Below are 23,539 nucleotides of genomic sequence, written 5' to 3'. Positions count from 1 at the left end.
TCATGGGCGAAGAGATTGTCAACCGCGCCCGTGCCCCCTGGTCAACCACGGAAAGGAAGGAGTTCGAATGTGACACGTGGGGCGGTATGACGCGTACAGGAGTCACGAGGCCTCCTTGAGTGGCAGTCGAGGTGGGCGCCCGGAACAACGCTGCTGATCAGAGGCCCGTCACGGGTCCGGTCGGGCGAACGGGCGAACTAAGATTCGACGATCGTCCGCGCCTCAGGATGCACCTGGGCTTCGGTGGCGCGGCGGCATTTTCGAACCACCCGTGCGGGGCCACTCACTCTTGCGGGGTATTGCGAGGCTCGTGCGCACGAGCGGATCCGGAGCCTCCTCAGGTCCGCCGCCACCTCGGCGACGTCACGTGCGGCAGGCAGGCCGAAGGTGATCGGTCGTGTGACGTGAGTCACCGGAACCGCATCCGGTTCGCGGAGAGGTACTGGTCATGAACGGAAAGAGAGTGAGGTGCGTGCATGCGCGACCGCATACGGGCGGGTGACCGCGAGGCGTTCGCCGAGCTCTACGACGAGCACGCACGAACCGTCTACAACCACGCCTTCCGGCTGACGGGCGACTGGTCCTCCGCTGAGGAGGTCATGTCCGAGACCTTCCTGGAGGCATGGCGCACCCGAGAGAAGGTGGAGCCGGAGGGCGGTTCGCTGCGGCCGTGGCTCCTGGGCATCGCCACCAACAAAGCACGCAACGCCAACCGCCGGGTGCGGCGCCGACTGGCATTCCTGGCTCGGCGGCTGTCGGCGGACCCGGTGCGGGACTTCGCGGACGAGTCGGCCTCGCGCATCGACGACAGCCGTGAACTGGACGCGGTGCGCCGAGCGGTAAAGGCGCTGCGCCGTCCGGAGCGCGAGGTCCTCGCGCTGTGCGTGTGGTCCGGCCTGGACTACGCCCAGGCCGCCCAGGCGCTGGGTGTTCCGGTGGGCACGGTGCGTTCCCGCCTCTCGCGTGCCCGCGCCCGGCTCCGCCGGCTGACCGACGAACAACTCACCGTGGATTCCGGCCGCACGCGACCCGGTCGCACGGCGAAAGAGAACATGGCCGCTCCGATGGCCCTGGCCGTCCAGGAGGAGACCCGATGAACACCACCGAGCACCAGGAACTTGCCCGACAGCTGCCGGCCCCGGCCGAGCGGGACCTGCCTCCGGACCGGCACCGCCATCACAAGGAATTGCTGATGCGCACCATTGACGGCGACCGGCCTCGCCCGCGCCGCCGGCTCGTACGCCCGGCCTTCGCGCTGCCCGCCGCGGCGGCGGTCGTGGCGGGCGCCCTGGCGGTCACCGTCCTGTCCGGAACGCAGGACCGTTCCCCCGAGACGCAGGTCGCGCCGGCAAAGCCCGGCACCCCTCGGGGAGCGGTGGTGCTGCTGGACCGGATCGCCGCCGTGGCCATGAAGACCGGCACCGAACCGGTACGGGACGACCAGTACGTCTATGTGCGCAGCCTGACCACCGACACCGTGCACATCAAACCGGTCAAGGCGGGAGGGCTCAAGGAACGGGAGGACTGGGTGCCGCAGGACCCGTACGCCTCACATGAGGCCGGTGTCTTCCGCGAGGACGGGAAGTTCGTCCCCATCACCAGCGCCGACAAGGACCCGGCGGGCATCGACCGGCCCACGTACAAGTGGCTGGCCTCCCTGCCCACCGACCCCGACGCACTTCATGAGCGCATCCGCAAGGAGACCAGGCCCGTCCGGGGCCAGGACTTCGACCAGACCGTCTTCGACACCTTCGGCACCCTGCTGTCGAGGGGCGTCATGCCGTCCCGGACCGAGGCCGCCCTCTACAAGGCCGCTGCGAAGATCCCGGGCGTGGTGGAGATGCCGGACGCCGTCGACGCCCACGGCCGCCACGGCGTCGCCATCGCCCGCGAAGACCGTCAGCTCGGCGAGCGCACCGAATGGATCTTCAACAAGGAGACCCTGAAGTTCCTCGGCGAGCGCACCTACCTCACCGAGACCGGTGAGCGGGGCAAGGCCGGCACCCTGGTCCGGGCCAACGCGATCCTGGACCGGGCGGTAGTCGACCGGCCGCGCCAGGTCCCCTGACGGGCGGGGCGGGAGACTGTCCCGACGGACAGTCGGGGGCGGGCGCGGAGGCCGTCTTCGCCGTGAGGGGGGAGGACTCGGCCCTTGACGTATCTCCCCTCACCGGAAGATCCTCCGTCTGTTCCCAGCTCGTTGTTCAAATGGCTGTAAAACAGGAGAATTGACCATGACTTCACCCGGTATACGTTTGCCCGCAACGATGTCCCGGCGAGGCGTCGGCCGGCTGTTAGGGGCCGCTGCGGCCGCTTCGCTGCTGGGTGGTACAGGGCGGGCTGCCGCGTCCGAATCGGGCGTGGCGGACCTGGTGTTCCACAACGGCGATGTGATCACGATGGACCCGAGGCGGCCGCGAGCGACGGCCGTGGCCGTCCGTGCGGGCAGGATCGTCTACGTGGGCTCGGACTCCGGCGCCCGCGCGTTCGCCGGCAGAGGTGCCGAGAAGGTGGACTTGCGCGGCCGGACGCTGACCCCCGGCATCAACGACACCCATCTGCACGCGGCGGTGTACCGCCTGAACCTTCCGCCGTACGCGCTCGATCTCGGCCCGGCCGCAGCGAAGTCCGTCGCCGACATCGTCGCCGCCGTGGCAGCCGAGGCCGGACGCACCCCGGCGGGGGAGTGGATCCGGGGCGCAGGGTGGAACCCCGGCCGGCTGGCCGAGAACCGGGAGCCGAACCGCGACGACCTCGACCGGGTGTCGCCGGACCACCCGGTCTTCCTCCAGGACAGCGGCTATCACGTCAGCGCGGTCAACTCCCGCGCCCTCGAACTCGCCGGGATCACCGACGTCGGGCCGAACGGAACCAGGAAGCCCGGCGTCGACTACGACGCCAACGGGCGCCCCACCGGCGTACTGCGCTACGGAGCCCAGGCGCTGGTCCAGCTGCTGCTCCCGCCCCGCACCCGGGAACAGCGCAAGCAGGCGATCCAGGACGCGCTCACCCGCCTGCGGGCGGAGGGCATCACCAGCTTCACCGACCCGGGCCTCGGACCCGGCGGTGACGGACTCGGTGGCGGCACCCAGGGCATCGAGACCCTCAACGCCTACGTGGACCTGGCCCGGGCCGGCACCCTCGACGCGCGGGTGAGCGCGTTGTTCCTGCCCTGCTCCCAGTCCGGCGGATCCGCCGCCGCGGTCGACAAGGCGCTGCGCGAGTTCACGCCGCCGACCGGCGTCGACCCCCGCCGGTTCGCGGTGCGCGGCGTCAAGCTGTTCTCCGACAGCGGCGGCGACCTGCTGGTCGCCGGGAACACGAACGAGGAGCGGGCGGCCGAACTCGCCGAGATGGTCCGTATCGCCCACGCCGCCGGCTACCAGGTAGGGGTGCACTGCTACCGGTGGGTGCCCACCGTCGTGGACGCGTTCACCGCCGCCCTGCGCCGCCACCCGCGGGCCGACGCCCGCCACATCGCGATGCACGGCGCGTTCGTCCCCGAGAGCCTCCTGCCCACGATGGCCAGGTATCGCATCGGCCTCGGGCCGCAGGCGCAAAGCTGGGCCAACGCGATCCACCGGGCGGCGCAGGGACCGGCCGGCGACGCCTTCCTGCCGTGGCGCTCGGCGGTGGACGCCGGTGTGCCGCTCCTCGGCAGTTCGGACGCCCCGGTGAACGCGCCGAACTGGCGCGCAGGCGTACAGGCCCTGATGACCCGGCGCGGCACCTGCGGCGACGTGCACGGGCCGGAGCAGCGCCTGACCCTGGAACAGGCACTTGCCGCCTACACCACGGCCGGCGCCTGGCAGGACTTCGCCGAGAGCTGGAAGGGCTCGGTGAGCGTGGGCAAGGTGGCCGACCTGTGCGTGCTCGGCGGCGACCTGCGCACCACGCCGCCGGACGAGATCACAGGTTTGCCCGTGGCCATGACGGTCTTCGACGGCCGGATCGTTCACGAAGCCTGATAGCGGTCGCAGGCCTGGGCCCAGGCCCGCCGCCGGCGTCACGGCCCCGGACACCGGCGGCGGGCCCTCAACTCCCGAGACGCACGGCGCACACTGCCGCCTCGCCTTCGATTCGCGGCCGGTCGCATAAGCGGATGTATCTCGTGAATGCGATTTTCTCCCGATGTATCTTCTCTTTTCCGTTGCCCGGAGTAGCCTTTGGAGGGACGTCGTCACGTCCCGTTGCCAGCGGCGTGGGGCGGGAGAGGGGGATGGCATGGGGGAGTGCATCGGGTCGAGTGCTACGGGGGAGCCTGTCGAGGTTCCTCCGGGGGACTTCGCGTCGAGGGCATTCGTCTGGGGAGTCCTGCGGGCCGGCGACTGCGAACAGAGCAACGGGCGCATCGAGTTCCGGACGGACGACTCGGGGACGTGGAGCTGTACGACCCGGACGTTCTCGACGAGCACCGGTGACATCTGGCACGCCCGGTTCACGGTCCGCAACGCCGGAGGACTGACCCTGTTCGAGACGCCCACGTTCGACAGCCCGGAGATGGACGACGGGAACCCGCCGCCGCTGTACCACTGGTCGCGGGAGTTCATCTACGACTCGTCCATCTTCAACGAGATCGCCGGAGTCGTGCAGCACTACAGCTGCTGAGCCCAGAGGGGCAGCCCGCCGAGGCAGCCCGCCGAGGCTGCCCCGCCCGCCCTGCTCCAGAGAGTTGAGGAGCGAGGTGGGCCCGGGGCCGGCCGGGCTCTACCGCCGGTGTCCGCGCCAGGCGGCGAACAGCCCCGTGCCGTCGGCTGCTGCCCCCGGCGACGGCGAACGCAGTGAGCAAGGCGGTCGCCGAGCGTCTGCGGCACCTGCCGCAGCCGAAGAAGGCTGACACTTCACGCCCGCCGTCAATCTCGAACGTTCCGGGTGCCCGGCCCTGCGTGCCATGACTACCTTGCGGATCATTCCGCCGGCTTGATCGTCTCAAGGAGGAGTCATGGCAGGGAAGTTTGGCCGGGCAAGACTGGCGGCCGCACTCGGCGCGGCGTGCGCGGTGCTGGTCTTGCTCCCTTCGGCGGCGCAGGCCGCGCCCGCGGTCGCCGATCCCCATGCCGGCACGCTGGCGGCCCTGAAGACGTTCCAGTCGGCCGCGGGCCCGGGCGCAGGCGTCTACGCGGGTGACGCCACGAACTCCTGGAGCCTCTCCGTCGGCACCGGCACGATCAACACCAACGCCCCGATCCAGCCGAACGAGCACTACCGGATCGGCAGCCAGACCAAGACCTTCACCGCGGCCACGGTCCTGCAACTCGTCGACGAGGGCAAGGTCTCGCTGGACGCGCCGATCGAGAAGTACCTGCCCGGCGTCGTCGACGGCAACGGCTACGACGGCAACGCCATCACGGTACGTCACCTGCTCCACCAGACCAGCGGGGTCGCGGTCTACGAGCCGTTCTCCACGCCGCCCGCCCCGAATCCGGACGGCTCGTACTCCCTTGAAGCGCTGGTCCGCGAAGGGCTGAAGCGTGCACCGGCCTCCGCGCCCGGCACCGCGTTCCTGTACTCCAACACCAACTACCTGATCCTCGGCATGCTCGTGGAGAAGACCACGGGGACGGCGGTGCACGAGGCCGTCACGAACCGGATCATCACGCCGCTCGGCCTGTCCCGGACCGTTTTCCCGGCCCCCGGCGACCACTCCCTGCCCACCCCGGCCGTACGCGGGTACCACGGCGTGCGGATCGGCGGGTTCTACTTCTGGTCCCGGGTCCTCGACTACGACCCGTCCGTCTTCAGCAGCGCCGGAGCGGTGATCTCGACGGAGGAGGACCTCACGAAGTTCTACCAGGCGCTGATCGGCGGCAAGGTCGTCTCTCCGGCCGCTCTTGCCGAGATGGAGAAGACCACGGGAGCCGAGGGCGAGGGAGGCGGGTACGGGCTCGGGCTGATCAGGCGCGACCTGCCCTGCGGCGGCGCGGCCTGGGGCCACAACGGCATGGTGCCCGGCTACTACACCCAGACGATGGTCACCGCGGACGGCCGCCACGTGTCCGTGGTGACCAACGCCCACCTCGCGTCCAACATCCCCGCAGCGCAGATGGACAAGGTCGTGACGACGGCCCTGTGCGAGAACCGCTAGGCGCTCGGCGAACCGGCCGGCCGTGCGCTCGGCCGGTCCCGCGGCGGTCCGACCGCGAACAGCCACCTCGCCGCCGACGGCGGCCGCCGGCCCCGCCGTGGATGCCCGTTCACCGGTTCGCCCCGCCCCCGTACCCCGAACCCGTAACCCGTAACCCGTGCCGCGGAGTCGCTCTGTCCGCGATCGACCAGGTGTGGTCTCATGGCGTCGGCGACCGCTGCCGCATCATCCCCTGCCGGAGGACGACCCGTTTGTTGTGGAGGCGCGCGTGCTGATCGACGGAACCGGTCCTGTCCGTCCGGAGTCCGGCCTTCTGGCCGAGGCGCGGAAGCTGCTGCCCGATGTCGTGGCGTTGCGGCGCCGGATCCACCGCATCCCGGAAGTGGGCGCTTACCTGCCCCGTACCCAGCAGGCGGTCCTGGAGGCCCTCGACGGCCTGGGCCTGACGGTGACGCTCGGCAGGAATCTGAGCTCGGTGGTGGCCGTGCTCGACGGCGGGCGGCCCGGGCGGGCTCTGCTGTTGCGCGCGGACATGGACGCCCTGCCGCAGCAGGAGAACACCGGTCTCGCCTTCGCCTCCCAGGTGCCCGGTGTCATGCACGCGTGCGGGCACGACGCGCATACCGCCATGCTCGTAGGTGCCGCACGGCTGCTCAGCGCTCGCAGGGACCGGCTGGCGGGGCGGGTGGTCTTCATGTTCCAGCCCGCCGAGGAGACCGGCGGCGGGGCCCTGCCCATGATCGAGGAGGGGCTGCTCACCCTGGCCGACGGCACGGCGGTCGACGCGGCGTTCGCCCTGCATATCAACGCCCGCAACGAGACGTGCACGGTCCACGTCCGGCCGGGCACGCAGTACGCCGCCGCCGACCTGGTGCGGATCACCGTCAGGGGCCGGAGCGGGCATGCGGCCGGCCCGCACCGGGTGCTCGACCCGGTCCCGGTCGCCTGCGAGATCGTCCAGGCCCTCCAGACCATGATCACCCGGACGGTCGGCATCTTCGAGCCCGCGGTCCTCACGATCACCACGATCCGAGCGGGAAGCGCCTTCAACATCATCCCGGAGACCGCGGAGCTCTCCGGCACGTACCGCACGCTCTCCGAGGCGAGCCGCCGTACGGTGCGCGAGGGCATCACGCGCGTGGCCAAAGGGGTGGCCGCCGCCCATGGCATGTCCGTCGACGTGGAACTCCCCGAGGGCTACCCGACGGTGCAGAACGACCCGGCCTTCACCGCTCTGGTGCGCCGTGCTGCGGCCGCCGCCCTCGGCCCCTCCCGCGTGCACGAGCTCCCCCACTCCACGATGGGCGGCGAGGACTTCTCGTACGTCCTGCAGCGTGTCCCCGGCGCCATGGTGTTTCTGGGCGCCTGCCCGCCCGGCGGCGTGCCGGGGAAGGTTCCGGACAACCACTCCGACCGCGTGCTCTACGACGAGGAGGCGCTGGCCGCCGGAGTCGCCCTGCACTGCGCGGTCGCCGAGGACTTCCTGCGCGGCGGCGGAAGCGAGGGCAGCAAGGGGCACGAGGAGCACGAGGGGAAGGGCGAGCGCGGCGCGGCCATTGGCGTGGCAAGCGCGGACGCCGGGGACTGAGGACCGGCAGCAGCGTCCGCCCCGGTCGGGCGAGCGACCGACTGCCCAGGGTCGCCGCCGCGTCAAAGCCTCTCCGCCGGGCGAAACCCTGCACCAGGGCACGCGTTGTGACAGGCATGACCACATCGAGCAACAGGCACGGCGCGCGACGCGTCGGTGTCACCGCACCCGCTCTGGCCGCCGCCCTGTCCGCCGCCATCCTGTTCGGCGCCGTGCCGCTTGTCCATGCGGCCCCGTCCGCGCCGCTGCCGCCCGGACCGGCGGCCGCGCACAGGGGAGTGTCCGGGGCCGCGCGACACGTGTACTACCCGAACGTGGACCGGATCGTGTGCGAGGTGAACAAGGAACGGGCGAAGCGGCGGCAGGCCGCCCTGCTGATCTCGAACCCCGTCTCCGACGCGGCGCGCCGTCACGCCCGCGACATGGCCCGGATGGGCCGGCTCACCCAGGTCGGGAGCGACGGACGGGACCTGCGCGCCCGGCTGAGCGACGCGAACGTGTACTCGTCCCACATCCTCGAGTACCTGTTCCAGGGCTACGACCACGACGGCTACTTCGCGGACATGGCCACGGACCCGGAACCGGGCAACGAGTTCTACAAGTCGCTGATGAGCCCGGACACGGTGGCGATCGGCATGGGTTACGAGGACCGGTACTGGGACGTGGTCCTCGTCGGCAAGCACCGGAGGCTGGCCACCCGCCCGCCGTCGTGCGGGAGCGCCTGACCAGACGTCCGGAGGGCAGTCGCCGCCGGTCCGGGCGGCGGCCCCGTCTCCGCCGAGGTCTCCGCGACGCGGCCCACTGGCAGAGTCATGAATTCCGCCGGTGGGCCGCAGGGCCCGCAAGCGGGCGCCGTCCCGGACCCACTGCTGAACGAGAACGCGCCGCCTCGCATCACCTGACGGCTCGTCATCTGTGGCGCTGTGAAGGGAAACTCCGATGCACCGGCACCTTGCCCGGAGTATCCTCCGCGAGCATGACGCTTCCCCGCATCCGCCCTCCCTTCGCCGCGGACGAGCGGACCCAACTGCTCGGCTGGCTCGACACACAGCGCGCGATCGTGCCGTGGAAGTGCGAGGGGCTGTCCGAGGCCGACGCCCACCGGTCCGTACTGCCTGCCTCGCCCCTGATGACGATGGCGGGGATCGTCTCGCACCTGCGCTGGGTCGAGCACCTGTGGTTCGAGGTGCTCTTCCTCGGCCGCCCCGCCGAGGGGCCGCAGTTCGAGGGGCCCGGCGACGCCGACATGATGGTGGACGGGGTCCCGCTCGCCCAGCTCCTGGACGAGTACGAGCAGCAGTGCGCGGTGTCGAACGAGATCGTGGCGGCTCATTCGCTCGACGAGACCGGCCGGCACCCGGACTACCGCTCGGCCGGCGCGAGCCTACGGTGGATGCTGATCCATATGGTCGAGGAGACCGCCCGGCACGCCGGCCACATGGACGCCGTCCGGGAGCTGCTCGACGGCCGTAAGGGCTACTACTGACGGTGCGGGTGGCTGCATCGCTGCAGCTGCATCCGGCCTGATCAGGGGGCCCGGCGGGTGCCCAAGGGGCAGACCGCCACGGTCTCGTACCGGGGGCGTTCGCCGGCGTCTCCGGCCCCGGGCAGGTGGCTGCACATCAGCTCCAGGCGCTCGACGCGCCACCGGCGGCCCCGGAACTCGGCCAGTTCCTCCGCATACGGCCTGAGGTTCACATGCCCGGTGACGCGGGCGAGGGTGAGGTGGGGGTGGAAGGGCCGGGCGTCGTCCATGTGCACCCCGGCCTGCCGGGCCGCGGTGGCGGTGGAACGGGCCAGACCGGCCAGGGTCTCCAGCGCCCCGGTCGCCCCGACCCACAGGATCCGGCCGCCGAACCGGCCGCCGCCCGCGAATCGCAGCTCGTGCGCCGGATGCCGGTGGGCGGCCCGGGCGAGGCACTCGCTCAGCTCGGGGAGCAGGGCTTCGTCGACCTCACCGAGGAAGGCGAGGGTGAAGTGCCACATGGAGGGATGGGTCCAGCGCAGCCGACCGTGCCGCTCGGGGAGGGCGGCGCGCAGCTGTGCCACTTCGGCCGCCAGCTCGTCGACGGCGGCCTGAGGAGGGATCACGGCGGCGAACAAACGCATGAGGCCAGTGTGACGCGGCCTGGAGGTATTTCCTTGTACGGTCACCCTGTTCGTACGCGCGGGGGCCGCTCGGGCAGCCGCGGTCCTCTCAGCCGAACACCGGGGTGCGCCCCGCGCGACCGCATACCTTCAGCCGGGTGACGGACCGGCAACCAAGACAGATTCGTTCGCATGTTCGAAATCTGGCAGGATGGAGGGATGGCAATGGAACGTGAGGTCCCTTCGGGGTTCGGCGGCCGTGATGACGAGCTGTGGGGGCCCGGGCTCCCCGGCGATCTACTGAGGGCGAAGGCACTGGTGTACGGCCCCGGTGGGTTCACGTGCTCACGGCCGGTGCCCGAAGCGGAGAGCGCCGAGTACGGGGCGTGCGGGTTCGCGCTGGACGGCTTCTCGGTGAGGTTCCGGGTGGCCAAGACGACCCCGACGAAGGTCGGCCAGTTCGTCACGGTCTGGAAGCGGTCTGCGAGCGGACCCATCCAGCCCTTCGATGCCGAAGATCCCGTTGATCTTTTCGTCATCAGCACCCGTGAGGGTGAGCGGTTCGGTCAGTTCGTGTTCTCGCGGGACGTGCTCCGGGAACGAGGCATCTTGTCGACGAACGGTTCCGGCGGGAAACGGGCTTTCCGCGTCTATCCGCCGTGGGTGACCACCACCAACCGCCAGGCCCGCAGCACACAGACTTGGCAGGTGGAACACTTCCTCCAGCTGTCCGAAGGTGACCCCGTCGACCTTCCCCGCGCTCACGCGCTCTATCACCCACATCCGGCCTGAGCGGTAGGGCTGCCACTCGGCGGCGGCGAGGCCGCTGGATCCGTACGCGGTGAGAGCCCAGGGCGCGGCACCCGCGGTGCCGCGCCTCTGGCTTGCCACCGGCCCACGTCCCGGAGAGGCCGGCGGGCCGGAGGAGAGCGGCCTGCAGCGTGGCGATTAGCAGGTGTCGATCAGCAAGACTCCCCGAACTTCACTGCAGTGAGGGTCACGGGCCGGCCGTCGAGCTCGGCCCCCGCAGCGGGCTGCTGCGAACACACTTGCCAGTTCGATTCCATCAGAACCATGCGGTCCCGCCCGGACGCATCTTTGACGGTGATGCTCGTGCCGCTGTTCAGAGCCGTGCGCGCAGCCTTTACCGACGTGCTGGTGAAGTCGGGCATCTTGGACCCGGCTGTCCGGGGCTCGCTCCGGTCCTTGTCCACACAGGACTCGTCGAGCTTGACCACACTGAAGTCGACCTTCGTGTCCGCCGGGTACTGGCCCGCCTTCGGAGCCTGGCCACACACCTTCCAGTTGCGGTCGAACGCTTGCATGCGACCGCGGCCGAGGGCGTCGTGCGAGGTCAGGTTGTAGAAGCCGGCGGCCTGCGCCTGGTCCTGTGCCGACTGGAGGCCTTTGTCCTTCATGTCGGGCAGGTTTGCGGTCTTGGTGCCGGCGCCGCCGGCCTTGGCGGTGTTCCGGACGGCTGGAGGCTTGCCGTCCTGGTCGGTGTTGCTGCTGTTCGTGTTCGAGTCGCACCCAGTGATGGCTAACAGGCCGGCCGTGGCGAGGGTCGTGATGATGGTGGTGGTGCGCTTGCGCATGATCCCCCCGATGTCGTTGTTGGTGGAGGAACAGCATGCGACATGCGTGTACGGCGTGGAGCGTCTCGTGAAGGTTCTGTGACCTGGAGTTCGAGCCGACATCGGCGCCCCTCCGCGGACGGCGACCGCCCCCACTCCGTATCCCTCGGCTTCTTGATCGCAAGATGGGCACGTGCGAACAGGTGAACGCTCGATTCCCGATTGCAAGCACTGCCAACAGCGTTAAGGCTGGTGACGTGTAAGACCGGAGATAAGGAGAGGACATGTCCAAGCCCGCGGAGAATGACAAATTCGGCTGCGAAGCAGGCCCTCAGGGCTTCACCGCCACAGCGCATCGAGACGCCAACGGGAGGCGCCGGGTCACCGTGAAGGGTACGTGTTCGTGCCGGACCCCGGGCTACACGCTGACTTTGGAAATCGCCTCTCCCGGAACCGTCGCAACCCCCTATGAGCTGCATCTGAACCTGGGTGAGAAAAAGCCTGACGGAATCGTGACCCCAGTTATCACACCAACAGACGTGGAAGGCACCTTCGATATCACCGATGAGGTGGAGCGAGTGGTGATCCGTAATAGGGGGTTCGAAGTGCCGGTCAAGGACGAATAGGTCTCGGCTGGGACGGTTTCGACCCGCCGTTGCGGGTGGTGGGGGAGCGGGGTGACGACGGGGGCGGCGTTGGCCGCCCGATGGGCAGTGAGTGTCTGCCTGTCGTGCGGGAGTTGTCGTGCGTCGCAGTCTTTTGGGTCGGTTTGGCGGGGCATCGCCCGCTCTCTTCGCGGGCTCGGGGCGGGGTTGGTGATCGGGTGTGGCAGGGTATGCCGACGACTCGCGTCGGCCGGGCTTCGGAGGAAGACCGGCCGCATGCGTGTTTTCAGGCGCCGAAATCTTGCGGCGGCGTCTGAGGGGGGCGGACTGCTTACTGCGTGCCGGGCGGCCTGTGCCGTCCGGCTCTTACCCGACCCTTCCCTTCAGGAGCGCCACCCGTGAACAGAAAGCGTCGCCGACTGCTGCTGGCTGCCGTCGATCCCATGCTGGAGCCCGGCGAGCAGGTTGAGGTGACGACCATCGTGAACCTGAGTTCCGTCTCCGTGCGCCGGACCGCGGCTTTCGCGGCAGCATCGGCGATCATGAGCGGTGGCGCCATGTCGGTGATCCCGGCGCGGATCCCCATGTACCTGGCCATGACGGACCGGCGCATCTTCATCTTCCGGGCGGATCCGATATTCCCTCACCCGGAGGAGCATCTGATGACGATTCCGCGTGCCGGTCTCGTCCGGTCGGAGATCAAGGAGCGTGTGCTCAACTCGTCCTTTGTCGTGTCCTCGTCGGCCGAAGACCAGGGCTTGAAGATCACGTTTCCGCTGCTCGGCCGCAAGGAGCGCGACGCCATGGCAGCGGTCCTGCCTCTGGCCGGCTGAGCGCCCCGATGGCAGTTCCGGCGGGGCGTCGAACGGCTGCCCCGCCGGCCGTCCGTGTTTGCCGGCCGTCGTCGGCCTGCGTTGCACAGATCCCGACCTCGCCACCCTGCGTGAGCAGTCGTCACGTTTTGAGGTCGTCGTCGAGCTCGACCACGGGCTCATCAGGCACGATGTGCATCGCCGCCTCCTCCGCGGAGGCCGCCCCGCCGTCGACTCCCACGTCCCGGGCGTAGACGTCGTTACGCCGAGGGGGCATGGCGTCGATGGTGGCGGCGAGGCGCCCGGCGCGCTCGCCGCCGACCTCCTCGTCGATGGGCTCGCCCTCGCCACCGGGCAGATCGCCGATGTCGTCCCCGCCCGTCATCGTGATGTCGGGGACCTCCTCGGCGAGCCTCTGGTCGAGACTTTCCCGCTCGCGTTGCTCGCGCGCCGTCGTGCCGTGGTGCCCCACGCCAAGGGGCTTCTCGGGGGGCGAGTAGCCCTCGTCGAGCACCTGGTCGTAGAGGTCGCCGTCGAGTGCGTTCTCCAGGTCCAGATCACCAGGGTTGTCCCGGCGGTCGGACCGGGCAGGCTGGTAGACCTCGTCACCCATCACGTCATCGGACATAGTGAGCCAGCCTCCTCCCGCACGGTTCCGCGGCGATGGCCTACTTCCACTTTCCCCTGTCCGGCTGCCTCGCGCTCTCCGGAGGGCGGCAAATGCCGGATCACGGGCCGATCTCGAACCGGGGCGGCTTGAGGCCGGCGAGGCATCCGGTGTCCGGGGCGGTCGGATGGTCGAAGAAGGAGCCGGTGATCTCTTGGGCGCACCGTGACGTGGCGAACACGACATGGGGCTCGTAGGGCACCGTGACGACGGTGGCGCGGCTCAGCGTACGGGCGACGTACGGGCCGTTGTCCGCCCCGGTCTGGGAGTCGAAGCCGCCCGACAGGGCGAGGGTGGGGATGTCGCTCCGCGTGACGTCCCGGATCGAGGGCGGCGCCGCGGGGACGTTCCAGACGGCGCAGTCGGGACGGAGGAAGGTGAGCTGCGGAGCCTGGGCCAGTACTGAGCGGGGGAACGACGGGAACGCGTCCCGCCCGCCCCGGATCGCCTCGGCCCGGCTCTCGTACGGCACCCACTCACTGCAGAAGACGCCGTAGGCGAGCCCGTGGGCGACCCTGCCGAAGGCCTGGGGGCTGAGCTTGCCGCCCGCCCACTGCTCGGCGATCCGCTGCGGTTTGCCGTGGGCCAGCTCGTCGAGGGAGCTGGGTACGCCTTCCGCCACATGGGTGGCGGAGGTCATCCAGTTCACCAGGGCTCCGCCGTCCAGTACGACTTTCACCGGCTTCGGATGGCCGGGGACCGTGACGGTGGTGGTGACCGGGTGGGCTTCGAGCTTACGGACGAGGCGCTCGAAGGTGGCGGACGGGTTCGGATAGCGCCGGTTGCACGCGGGATCCTCCGCACAGGCCCTGAACAGGCCGTCGAAGCCCTGCCGGGCGCTGCTCCATGTCAGTGCCGACCCCGCCTTGGACGGCGGCAGGATGCCGTCGATGCCGACCGACCGGATTCCCTGGGGGTGCCGGCGCATGTAGACGAGCGCCAGGTGGGTGCCGTAGGAAATGCCGAACACGTTCCACTGGTCGATGCCCAGCGCGACGCGCAGGTCCGCGTAGTCGGCGGCACTCTCGGTGTCGTTGTAGGCGCTGAGGTCGACGCCGCGGCTCGCCAGCTGGTCGCGGCAGGCGCGCGTCGCCTTGACGTGCAGGCGCTCGGTGGACGGCGCGCCGTAGACGAGGCCGACCGCGCGTGCGTTGAACTCGTCGATGTTGCGGCAGGTGAGCACCGGATCGGCCGAGTAGGTGCCCCGCTGGGACATGAAGATCACGTCCCGGTCGCGGTTCAGGCCACCGTCGATCGCCATCTTCGCCTCCCCGACGGCGTCGTCGCCGGGTCCGCCGGCGAGCCACACGATCGGGTCGGGTTTCGGTGCGGCGGCCGCCGCCGGCACGATCGCGACACCGAGGGTGATCTGCCGGCCGCCGGGCTCGGCGCGGTTCTCGGGTACGGTGAGCGTTCCGCAGCGAGCCGCATCGAGCGCGTCGACCGGCTCCGGCGTCTGCGGGCAGGGGCCCGGCTCGAAGCGGGCATCGCCCACCGTCCGGGCGACCGTGCCGATCGCTGCTCCGGCGAAGGGGCCGGTTCCGGTGCCGTGTTCCGCGCCGGCCGGTGTCGCGAGCAGGCCGGTGACGAGCATGGCGGTCGTCGCCACCGCGGCCGACGCGGCGTGGAGACGGCGCGTGGTACGGCGACGGCGGGGTATGCGGCTGACTCTCATCTGCTCTCCCGGTCACTTTGGGATGATCGTGAAAGGTTTCGGGGCGAGACCGGCCACGCAAGCGGTGTCGGGCCCGGTCGGACGGGCGAGGAACGAGGCCAGCACCCGCTGCGCGCAGGGCGACTGCGGGACCACCCAGTGCCCGATCCCGGGGATCTGCACGGAGGTCGAGCGGGACAGCGTACGGGCCGTGTCACGCGCCCAGCTCGCCCCGGTCTTCGTATCGAACGTCCCGGAGATGAGGAGCGTCGGCACCGCGCTGACGGTGGCCACCCGCTGGACGGAAGTGCGGTCCGGTACGTCCCAGATGCGGCACACCTGGTGCTGGAACGGAAGCTGCGGTGCCTGGGCCAGGACCGTGTCCGGCCACCCGGGGAAGGCCCGGCGCCCCGCCTTCAGCACGTCGGACGGCGTAGAGCCCGGCACCCACTCGCTGCACGCCACCGACTCCGTCAGGCCGTGGGCGGTCTGGCCGACGACCTGGACCGAGTCGGCCGCGCGGGCCTGCGCGAAGCGCTCCGGACGCCCGTGGGCGAGCTCCTCGATCGCCGCGGGGATGTCGGGCGGCTTGACGGCGTTGGCGACCAGCAGATTCAGCAGTGCGCCCCCGTCGAGGACGACCTTCACCGGGTCTCCTCCGCGTGGCGGCCGGGCGTTCAGCGTCAACGGGTGCGCTTCCAGCCTGCGCACCTGCTGGGTGAGGGTCCGGCGGAGGCCGGGATAGCGGCTCTTGCAGCGGGGCTCGGCCGCGCATGCCTTGAAGAGGTTGTCGATGCCCTCCCGGGCGCTGCTCCAGGTCCACGGCAGGGTTACCGTCTGCGGTGGTGTGACCGAGTCGATGGCCACCGCGCGAATCCCCTGGGGGTGCTTGCGCAAGTAGGTGAGGGCCAGGTTGCTGCCGTAGGAGTAGCCGTAGACGTTCCACCGGGGGATGCCGAGCGCCGTACGCAGGTCGGCGAAGTCGGCGGCGTTCTCCGTGGTGTTGTAGGCGCTCAGGTCGACTCCGTCGGCTGCCAGGCGGTTCCGGCACTTCTTCACCGAGTCCAGCAGGAGCCGTTTCGCCTGCGGCGAGTCGTAGCCGAGCCCCACGTACCGCGCGTAGAACCGGTCCAGCTCGGGGCAGGCGAGGTTCGGCTGATCGTAGAGATTTCCCCGCTGGGCCATGATGATCAGCGGGCGATCCCGGTTCAGGCCGGAGTCGATGAGGAAGGGAAGGTCGTCGAACGTCTCGCCGCCGGGGCCGCCCGCCATGAACACCACCGGGTCCTCGGCGGGCTTCGCCGACGCGGCGGGAATGACCGCCGTGGCCAGCCGGATCGTCCGGCTGCCGGGGCGGGCGCGGTTCTCGGGGACCTCCAGGAAACCGCACCGTGCGGTGCTCAGTGCGGCGATCGGCTCGGGTGTCCTGGGGCAGGGACCGGGCACGAACCGCGACGGGGCGGTCGGGCCACCGGGCCCGGAGGTGTGGCCGTGAGCTGACGCGGCACCGCTCGGTATAGAGCCGAACGTTGCCAAAGCCAGGGCGGCCGTGGCAGCCACCACGTTGATGCCGTGCTTGGGCATGCGATCCCGTTCCTCTGCCGACGTCCACGGCTGTCCAGCCGGACAACGCCGCAGCGGTTTGGGTGGATCATGGCGTTATGGACGATACCGGGCAGGCTGAACGGGCGCATACGGACAGCCGACGCCGCTGGATCCCCGGCCCGACCGGGTGGATCCCGAGACCAACCGGCTGGATCCCAGGCCCGACCGGCCGGATCCCGAGCCCGACCGGATGGATCCCAAGCTCAAGCGAGGGCGCGGCCGTCCCGGTCGGAGGCTTCCTCGGCGACACCGCGCCCGGCGCGGCGTACGCTCGTCGGCAGGCGACTCGTGGTCGACATCTTCGAGATGGGCGGCAACGCACGCCGGGGACGGTCCGGTTCGTCGCATCCACCGTCATCCATCTACTTCACCGGGTCCATCTACTTCATCGGGCGCTTCAGGCTCAGCGCCTGCTTCCGATGGTTCCGCGGCGAACCGCGAGCCTGCCTGGACGAGACCGCGGGAGGATCCGTGACCGCGCTCGGTGACCTGATCGAGATCGATGACAGAACCGTGCTGGTCCTCGGGCAGGGGCTGGATGTCGAGCACGGTCGGCCGGACGTCGCCAACGCCCTCGTACACCGGGTACGCGACACCCTGGTGCTTGTCGACACCGGCGTCACGGCGGCCTTCCGCGCGGCATTGCGGGAGGCCGCCGAGCGGGTCGGGCCCTGGTCCCGGGCCCTGGTGCTGACCACGCACGGCCACCTTGACCACGTCGGCAACAACGACCTGGCCGACGAACTCGGTGTGCCGGTCGAGCACTACGTCCCCGCCCTTGACCTCGACCAGATGCGGGACCCGGTGGCGTACTGGGTGCGGTCCTTCGAGCGCATCACCGGGTTGGCGCCGCTGCCCGCGCCGCCCGCCCTGGCCGGCGAATTGGTGTCGCTCTTCCGGCCGATGCGGCCCTTCGGCGCCACGACCCGGACCTACGAGGAACGGCCGCTGGAACGGATCCGGATCGGCTCGCTGCGATTCACCGGCTGGACCTTCGCCGACGGCGCGGTCCGCGTGCTGCGCAGCCAGGGCCACTGCGCCGGGCATGTGGTCGTGCACTTGAGTGACTGCGGCGTCCTTCACCTCTCCGACGAGGGCAACGGCCCCTGCGGCGCGATGGCCGACGCCGACCAACTCAAGATCCAGACCGTGCTCGGCGCCGTCGCTCTCCTCTTCGAGGAGGGAGAAGCCGCGCTCCTCACCGACGGGCACACCTTCGCCGTGCGCGATGGCGCTGAGGTGGTGCCCTACCTGGACGGGCTGCTGGATCATGCCGTCGCCCTGCAGGAGGCGGCACTCGGGCTGACCAGGGAGAGCGGGCAGGTTCGGCCGAACGTGTTCACCACCCGCTATGGGGAGACGGCCGCTGAACTGGGGGTCGGCGGAGCGAACCCGAACGCGATGTTCACCGCCATGATGGCGGTCAACCAGCTTCGCGAGCTCGGGCTACGGCCGGGAGCCGAGGGCGTCGATGCGCCTTGGTCCCGGCCCGTGCTCCAAAACCCTGCGCCGGCTCCCCCCGGGGGCTGACTCCGGTGCCGGCGGCAGTCAGGGCGGTGCGCCGAGGACCGTGCCTTCGCCGCGTTGAGTTCCAGGACGGTGAGGGGCTCGGTGGCGCGGGTGCCCGAGCCGCGTGTCGCACCACCTCTCCGGGCCACCGGGGCCGGGGCCGGGGCCGGGCGCTGACGACGGCGTCGGGAGGGTAGGTCAAGCACCCCGGGTGCCGGAAAGGCGACGACCGGGTACACGGTCGGGTGTGAGTCTTGAATTCTGGGTCCTGATCTGCGGGGCGGCCCTCTTGCTGGCGGCGCTGGCCGGGGCCGCCGTGTTCCTGGCGGTCCGGCTCTTCCGGGCTCGCCGGCTGCTGCAGCAGGCCGGGGTGCCCGAGGGCAGCAAGGTGGTCTTCTGGGGAGCCCTGCTCTATCTCATCTCTCCCCTCGACCTCATCCCCGACCCCGTCTATCTGGACGACATCGGCGTCCTGCTCCTGGCCCTGCGCTCGCTTCACAAGACCTCCCGACGTCCGATTTCCACGAGGGGGTCCGTGCCGCCGCCGTGAGCGTGCGGGAGGGGAGGAGAAGGGAGGGCGGCAGCCGGGCCGCTTCGGGGAGGATGGCTTTTCGGCTCTTTACGAACCCCCGCACTGCCGCCCTGCGCCCTGGTCAGTGCCGCAGAGCGTTCCTCGCGTGCTCACCAGCCAGCTTCGCGTCCGCCTTGGCCTGCTCCGCCTTGCCCCGGGCCCGCTTGGCGTCGTTGCCTGTGGCGGAGCCGGCGGTCTCCTCGGCCTTGCCCTTGATCTTCTCGGCTGCGTGCTTCGCCTTCTTCTCGGCACTCATCGATGCCTCCAAGATGTGCTCGGCATTCGGACACTCTCGCGCCTTCCTCGTACGGGCGCCGGTAAACGCGCTCTCGGGGATCAGGGCGCCGGGAATCGAGCAATGTCTGCGGCCGGTCGGTATGTGGCGCCGCGTCATTGCGCGGCGGACGACGATCGCAAGGGAGAACGTCGTCCGGTTCGGGATCTGCTCCGGATGGGTCAGTGGCGCGGGCGGGAGGGGTGATCCCGGCGTCGGCGCGTATGCCTGGGGATTTTACGGGCATGAGGTGCGGTCATGAAGAAAAGGAACGGAACGCAGGCGCTTCGCCGCGGTCGGACGGTGCGCGTGGTGTGTGCGGTGGCGGTCACGGCGGCGATGGTGAGTGCGTGTGGTGACGACGGTGGTGGGGGAGGGGGCGACGGTGCGGCGACCACCGTGTCGGCGGCGCCTCCGTCTTCGCCGACGGCCTCCCCCTCCCCGCCGACTTCGCCTTCCCCGGGTGGTACCGCGGGGATGACGGACGACCAGGCCGAGCGCAAGGCGCTCGTACCCGCGGCGAAGGTCGGGTACGACCAGGCGGCCAGGTCGGCGACCGGCAAGGTGCCCGGCAGCAAGCTGGTGGACAGCGACCTCAAACGCTCGGCCGCGGGCGCCCCCGAATGGCACGTGAAGGTCGCCGCCGCCGACGGTACGGAGAGCGACGTCGTCGTCGACGCGGTCTCGGGTGAGGTGACCTCGTCCAGCCCGGAGGCGGACCAGGATGCCGGGGACAGGCGGGAGACGGCCGACCGGCTGGGCAAGGCCAAGGTCTCCTGGCAGGACGCCGCCTCGACCGCGCTGGGCCGGACGAAGGGCACGATCACGTCCCTCGGCCTGGACGACATGGACGACGGAACCCTGGTGTGGTCGGTGGACGTCGTGACGATGAATGACTGGAACAAGACGACGTACGACGTGGACGCGGCCGACGGCAGCGTCAAGCGCGAACACGTCGACCGCGACTGAGCCCGTACCGGCAACCGGTCACCGGTCACCGGCAACCGGTGACCGATTGCCGGGGACCGGACCGCTGCACAGTCGGTCGGCGGCAAGGCCCGCCCGCTCCGGCAAGCCGTGCCGTCGGCCCACCGGCCCCTCAGCTGCTCGCGTAGACGTCCTCGACGTAGCGGCCCTCGGCGACCGCGGTACGCCACCACTCCTGTGCAGCAGCGGCATCGCCGCCCGTGTGCCGTACGTGGAGCTGCTGGAAGGCGTCCCGCACGCCGGGGGCCATCCGGCTGCCGTCGCCGCATACGTACACCGCCGCGCCGGCCTGCAGCAGCCGCCACACCTCCGCACTCTCCGCTGCGATCCGGTGCTGGACGAACCGCCGTCCCTCCTCGGGCGCCTTGGAGAAGACGGGGTGCATGGAGACCGCCCCGGCCTCTTCGGCGGCCTCCAGTTCGGCGCGGTGGAGGTAGTCCACGTCCGGGTGGTCGCAGCCGAAGTAGCACAGGGCGGGGGCGAGCGGCGTGCCCTGGCGGGCCAGTGCCAGGCGGTCGGCGATGGCACCGCGGAAGGGGGCCAGGCCCGTACCGGCGGCGACCATGATGACGGGGGTCTGCGCGTCGTGGCGGATGCGGAAGGCGTCCCGGCACGGCTGGACGCGTGCGTACACCGTGTCGCCGCTCCGCACCCGGTGCAGGTATGACGAGCCGGTGCCTTCGAAGACGCCGCTGCCGGAGCGTGCGGGGGCGCGGAGCTGCGAGACCATCAGGTCCGCGTGACCCGCGCCGGTGGCGGGGGAGGAGGAGACGGAGTAGTGGCGGGTGCGCATCGGAGGCAGCAGGTCGAGGAGCAGTGGCCAGCTCATGCGGCCGCGCAGCGCCGGGTATTGCTCGGCGAGGTCGATCAGCCGGTAGCGGAGGACTCGGGGGTCTCGGGGGTCTCGGGGGCCTCTGGGGGCTGACGGCTGCTCGGGGGCGGTGGCCAGCTGCCGCAGGGCTGCCTGCTCGGGCGGGCAGGGGTTGAGGTCGGCGAGGCGGGCGACCTGCTCGGTGGTGAGCGGGTGCTGCAGTTCCACGTGGTGGGTGAGCAGCTCGCGGACGGTGACCGGGCGGTCCAGGTGCAGGCCGGAGCGACTGGAACGGCCGGAGCCTGCGCTGCCGGAACGGCCGGTGCGCCGGGCGCGGATGCCGAGCACCGCGTCGGAGGCGAGGCCGAGAGCGGCGATGGCGCGTTCGACCAGGGCAGGGTCGTTTTCGGGCATGACGGCCAGGTGGTCGGCGGTGCGGTAGGCGACACCCTGGGGCAGGGCGAGGCGCACGAATTTCTTGGAGCGACCGAGGGGATGGGCCAGGTCGGCGAGGTCCCCCGTCGCGGTCACGGTCATCGGGACCAGGCCGTGGCGGGAGGCAAGCGCGTCGAGGGGATCGCCGGTGATCTCGGTGACGTCGTAGGTGTGCCCGGGCGGGTCCTCGTGGGAATCCCCGGGTCCTGCGACGGCTTCCGGGTCTCCGTACGCCGTGAGCAGGGCGCGGCGCAAGGCGGCGGTGAAACGCGCGAACGATCCGGCGAGGTCGCCCGAGGCGTCGGCTGCGTGCCGCTCCAGGAGCCTGGTCGCGCCCAGTCCGGCCAGACGGTCGTCGATGGCGGTGGGCACGTGCTGGTAGGTGGCGGCCCAGTTGCGGTCGCCGACGCCCAGAACGGCGTAGGGCACGGCCTGCGCGGCTCCGGGTTCCGCGCGGGCCAGCCAGGAGGTGAAGGCTCTGGCGTCGTCGGTCGGCTGCCCGTTGTAGGAGGCGGCCACGATGACGAGGGGGGTGCCTGCGGGCAGGGCCCCCGCGATCTTGTCGAGGGGTACGGCCTCGGCCGCGAAGCCGAGGTCGCCGAATGTGCCGGCGAGGTCTTCGGCGAACTCGCGGCAGGTGCCGAAGTTGGAGCCGTACGCGACGGTCAGCGCGGTGCCCGCCGCGGCCCTGGCGGGCAGGGCGCCGTCATCCGGCCGCTCCTCGGCCCGGTCCGTGCGCGCGGCGCCGCCTGCGAGCCCGCCGAGGGCGTCGCGGACCCGGTCCCGGTCTTCGGCGGTGCGGTGCGCCAGGGCCAGGGTGAAGCCGTCGGGCTTGAGGGTGAGGGTCTCCTTGACGTCGAGGGTGTAGCCGGCGTGGTCGAGGAAGCGGTAGCGGTGGACGAGCAGGGCCAGCAGCATGGTGGCCTCGTGCATGGCGAACTGCCGCCCGATGCAGGCACGCTCGCCGGTGCCGAAGGGCTTGAACGCGTTCGCGGGGCGGGCGGCCTCGGCGGCGGGCGCGAAGCGGTCCGGGTCGAACTCCTCGACGTTGTCGCCCCACACCGGATCGCGGTGCAGCATCGGGGTGAGCACGGTCAGCCGCCGGCCGGCCGGGACCGGGTACCTGCCGCCGATGACGGTGTCGGCCACGGGCGCGCGCTCGAAGGCCGCGGCGGTCGGCCACAGCCGCAGGGTCTCGCTGAGGACCTGCCGTACGTAGCGCAGCCGGCCGATGTCCTCGAACGCGGGCTGCGGATCCGCGTCGTCGCCCCACAGGGCGTCGACCTCGGCCTGCGCCAGACGCAGGGCGACCGGGTTCTTCATCAAGTGGTAGAGGGCGAACGAGAGGGTGCCCGACGTGGTCTCGTGGCCCGCGATCAGGAAGGTGATGACCTGGTTGCGGACGTTGGCCTCGTCGAGGGGTTCGCCGTCGCCGGGGTGACGTGAGTTCAGCATCAGCCCCAGCAGGTCGTCGGCGCCGCCGGCCTCCCCGGCGGTCCGCCGTTCGGCTATCACTTCGTCGACGACCTGTGCGAGATAGGCGGTGTCCGCACGGAAGGCCCGGTCCTCCTCCGTGGTGTCCTGGCCCGGAGTCCTCCCCAGAGCGGCCTGGCTGTGGCTCAGTGCCCGTACGAGCGCCTGGACGAAGGGGTGGGGCTCGGCGCGGGCGAAGGACTGGAAGTCGTAGCCGAAGCCCGCGAGGCCGATGGTGTCGAGCGTCATCCGGGTCATGTCCGCCGACACGTCCACAGGTGCGTTCCGGGCGAGGTGCGCGTCCCAGGCGGTGATCATCCGCCGCGCCACCTTCAGCATGACCGGGTGGTAGGTGCGCATCGAGCCCATGGCGAAGGCGGGCAGCAGGATGTCGTGGGCCTTGGCCCAGTTGGGCTCGTCGTTGTAAGCGGTGAACAGGCCGTCGGCGGCGACCTCGCGGACGTTCTCCAGCGCGGGGCCGATCACCTTGGCGAACCGCGTCTCGTCCGAGAGCTCGTCCACGAGTTCGTACGAGGAGATCAGCACCGTCTCGCGGCTGTGGAAACGGCGCCGGAAGGCGGGCCCGAACTCACGGGCGAAGGCCATGGCTTGTTGGACGGGCCTGTCGGTCAGACCCGTATCCGACACGTCGACGACGGGCAGGTCACGCAGGGGCTCCATGGGCTCTCTCCTCTGGCGGCGATAGTCCGGCCTCCGGTGGGCGATGGTCCCGACCGGTGCGTCCACGATTCCGCCGCGCGCGGGCCTGCCGGTCGCCGGAACTACGATTTCTTGTAGCGT

General features: G+C 70.8%; 21 protein-coding genes. 14 read left to right on the top strand and 7 right to left on the bottom strand.

The annotated features are described in order from the left end of the window. Positions 1 to 476 precede the first annotated feature (476 nt). From V7793_RS00270 to V7793_RS00235, 8 genes are all read left to right on the top strand, one after another. Positions 477 to 1,097: an RNA polymerase sigma factor gene (locus V7793_RS00270; protein ID WP_335580781.1), complete on the top strand. Its 621-nt coding sequence runs from the start codon at positions 477 to 479 to the stop codon at positions 1,095 to 1,097. Beyond that, positions 1,094 to 2,068, top strand: a complete 975-nt coding sequence (locus V7793_RS00265) for a CU044_5270 family protein (protein WP_335580780.1) — start codon at positions 1,094 to 1,096, stop codon at positions 2,066 to 2,068. The genes V7793_RS00270 and V7793_RS00265 overlap by 4 nt, the downstream gene beginning before the upstream one ends. A 292-nt stretch (positions 2,069 to 2,360) precedes the next feature. Continuing rightward, complete coding sequence (locus tag V7793_RS00260) at positions 2,361 to 3,968, top strand: amidohydrolase (protein ID WP_335580779.1); 1,608 nt, start codon at positions 2,361 to 2,363, stop codon at positions 3,966 to 3,968. Between the two features lie 256 nt (positions 3,969 to 4,224). Continuing rightward, the gene (locus tag V7793_RS00255; RefSeq protein ID WP_335580778.1) at positions 4,225 to 4,608 is read left to right on the top strand and encodes a DUF6294 family protein; all 384 of its coding nucleotides are present in this window, start codon (positions 4,225 to 4,227) and stop codon (positions 4,606 to 4,608) included. Positions 4,609 to 4,942: 334 nt separating this feature from the next. Then, positions 4,943 to 6,085 carry a serine hydrolase domain-containing protein gene (locus tag V7793_RS00250; RefSeq protein ID WP_335580777.1) on the top strand — a complete coding sequence of 381 codons (1,143 nt, stop codon included), beginning with the start codon at positions 4,943 to 4,945 and terminating at the stop codon, positions 6,083 to 6,085. Positions 6,086 to 6,353: 268 nt separating this feature from the next. Next, positions 6,354 to 7,673: a M20 metallopeptidase family protein gene (locus V7793_RS00245; protein ID WP_335580776.1), complete on the top strand. Its 1,320-nt coding sequence runs from the start codon at positions 6,354 to 6,356 to the stop codon at positions 7,671 to 7,673. Between the two features lie 116 nt (positions 7,674 to 7,789). After that, entirely contained in the window at positions 7,790 to 8,398 is a 609-nt protein-coding gene (locus tag V7793_RS00240) for a CAP domain-containing protein (RefSeq protein WP_335580775.1), read from the top strand. A 251-nt stretch (positions 8,399 to 8,649) separates the two neighbouring features. Continuing rightward, complete coding sequence (locus V7793_RS00235; protein WP_335580774.1) at positions 8,650 to 9,159, top strand: DinB family protein; 510 nt, start codon at positions 8,650 to 8,652, stop codon at positions 9,157 to 9,159. A gap of 41 nt (positions 9,160 to 9,200) precedes the next feature. Here V7793_RS00235 and thpR read toward each other — a convergent pair whose 3' ends face one another. Beyond that, positions 9,201 to 9,782, bottom strand: a complete 582-nt coding sequence (gene thpR / locus V7793_RS00230) for an RNA 2',3'-cyclic phosphodiesterase (protein WP_335580773.1) — start codon at positions 9,780 to 9,782, stop codon at positions 9,201 to 9,203. Positions 9,783 to 9,986: 204 nt separating this feature from the next. On the opposite strand from thpR, the gene V7793_RS00225 reads away from it, so the two are divergent. Then, entirely contained in the window at positions 9,987 to 10,553 is a 567-nt protein-coding gene (locus V7793_RS00225) for a MepB family protein (RefSeq protein ID WP_335580851.1), read from the top strand. A gap of 170 nt (positions 10,554 to 10,723) precedes the next feature. Here the strand turns inward: V7793_RS00225 and V7793_RS00220 are convergent, their stop codons facing one another. Beyond that, complete coding sequence (locus tag V7793_RS00220) at positions 10,724 to 11,356, bottom strand: hypothetical protein (protein ID WP_335580772.1); 633 nt, start codon at positions 11,354 to 11,356, stop codon at positions 10,724 to 10,726. 263 nt (positions 11,357 to 11,619) lie between these two features. Here V7793_RS00220 and V7793_RS00215 point away from each other — a divergent pair, with 263 nt between their 5' ends. Both V7793_RS00215 and V7793_RS00210 read left to right on the top strand, forming a co-directional pair. Then, complete coding sequence (locus tag V7793_RS00215) at positions 11,620 to 11,961, top strand: hypothetical protein (protein WP_335580771.1); 342 nt, start codon at positions 11,620 to 11,622, stop codon at positions 11,959 to 11,961. Between the two features lie 377 nt (positions 11,962 to 12,338). Next, on the top strand, positions 12,339 to 12,773 hold the full coding sequence (locus V7793_RS00210; RefSeq protein WP_335580770.1) for a hypothetical protein: 435 nt from the start codon (positions 12,339 to 12,341) through the stop codon (positions 12,771 to 12,773). 121 nt (positions 12,774 to 12,894) lie between these two features. Here V7793_RS00210 and V7793_RS00205 read toward each other — a convergent pair whose 3' ends face one another. The 3 genes from V7793_RS00205 to V7793_RS00195 form a co-directional block, all read right to left on the bottom strand. Beyond that, on the bottom strand, positions 12,895 to 13,380 hold the full coding sequence (locus V7793_RS00205) for a DUF5709 domain-containing protein (RefSeq protein WP_335580769.1): 486 nt from the start codon (positions 13,378 to 13,380) through the stop codon (positions 12,895 to 12,897). 100 nt (positions 13,381 to 13,480) lie between these two features. Beyond that, positions 13,481 to 15,094, bottom strand: coding sequence for an alpha/beta fold hydrolase (locus V7793_RS00200; RefSeq protein WP_443057814.1), 1,614 nt, complete (start codon positions 15,092 to 15,094; stop codon positions 13,481 to 13,483). Positions 15,095 to 15,106: 12 nt separating this feature from the next. After that, positions 15,107 to 16,657 (bottom strand): alpha/beta fold hydrolase, encoded by a 1,551-nt coding sequence (locus V7793_RS00195; protein WP_335580768.1) that lies wholly within the window; start codon positions 16,655 to 16,657, stop codon positions 15,107 to 15,109. Between the two features lie 492 nt (positions 16,658 to 17,149). Between V7793_RS00195 and V7793_RS00190 the strand changes: the two genes are divergently transcribed. Both V7793_RS00190 and V7793_RS00185 read left to right on the top strand, forming a co-directional pair. Beyond that, positions 17,150 to 18,208: an MBL fold metallo-hydrolase gene (locus V7793_RS00190; protein WP_335580767.1), complete on the top strand. Its 1,059-nt coding sequence runs from the start codon at positions 17,150 to 17,152 to the stop codon at positions 18,206 to 18,208. Positions 18,209 to 18,434: 226 nt separating this feature from the next. Next, positions 18,435 to 18,737 carry a YkvA family protein gene (locus V7793_RS00185; protein WP_335580766.1) on the top strand — a complete coding sequence of 101 codons (303 nt, stop codon included), beginning with the start codon at positions 18,435 to 18,437 and terminating at the stop codon, positions 18,735 to 18,737. A gap of 103 nt (positions 18,738 to 18,840) precedes the next feature. Here V7793_RS00185 and V7793_RS00180 read toward each other — a convergent pair whose 3' ends face one another. Continuing rightward, complete coding sequence (locus V7793_RS00180; RefSeq protein WP_079110373.1) at positions 18,841 to 19,014, bottom strand: CsbD family protein; 174 nt, start codon at positions 19,012 to 19,014, stop codon at positions 18,841 to 18,843. Between the two features lie 495 nt (positions 19,015 to 19,509). On the opposite strand from V7793_RS00180, the gene V7793_RS00175 reads away from it, so the two are divergent. Then, positions 19,510 to 20,001, top strand: coding sequence for a PepSY domain-containing protein (locus V7793_RS00175; protein WP_335580765.1), 492 nt, complete (start codon positions 19,510 to 19,512; stop codon positions 19,999 to 20,001). A gap of 130 nt (positions 20,002 to 20,131) precedes the next feature. On the opposite strand, the gene V7793_RS00170 is transcribed toward V7793_RS00175, so the two are convergent. Continuing rightward, on the bottom strand, positions 20,132 to 23,419 hold the full coding sequence (locus tag V7793_RS00170) for a cytochrome P450 (RefSeq protein ID WP_335580764.1): 3,288 nt from the start codon (positions 23,417 to 23,419) through the stop codon (positions 20,132 to 20,134). Positions 23,420 to 23,539: the final 120 nt, after the last annotated feature.

The sequence above is a fragment of the Streptomyces sp. KLMMK genome (genome assembly GCF_036961605.1).
Taxonomy (GTDB): Bacteria; Actinomycetota; Actinomycetes; order Streptomycetales; family Streptomycetaceae; genus Streptomyces; species Streptomyces telluris.
Note: the sequence above shows the minus strand (reverse complement) of the source record. Positions and strands in the feature narration are given on the sequence as shown.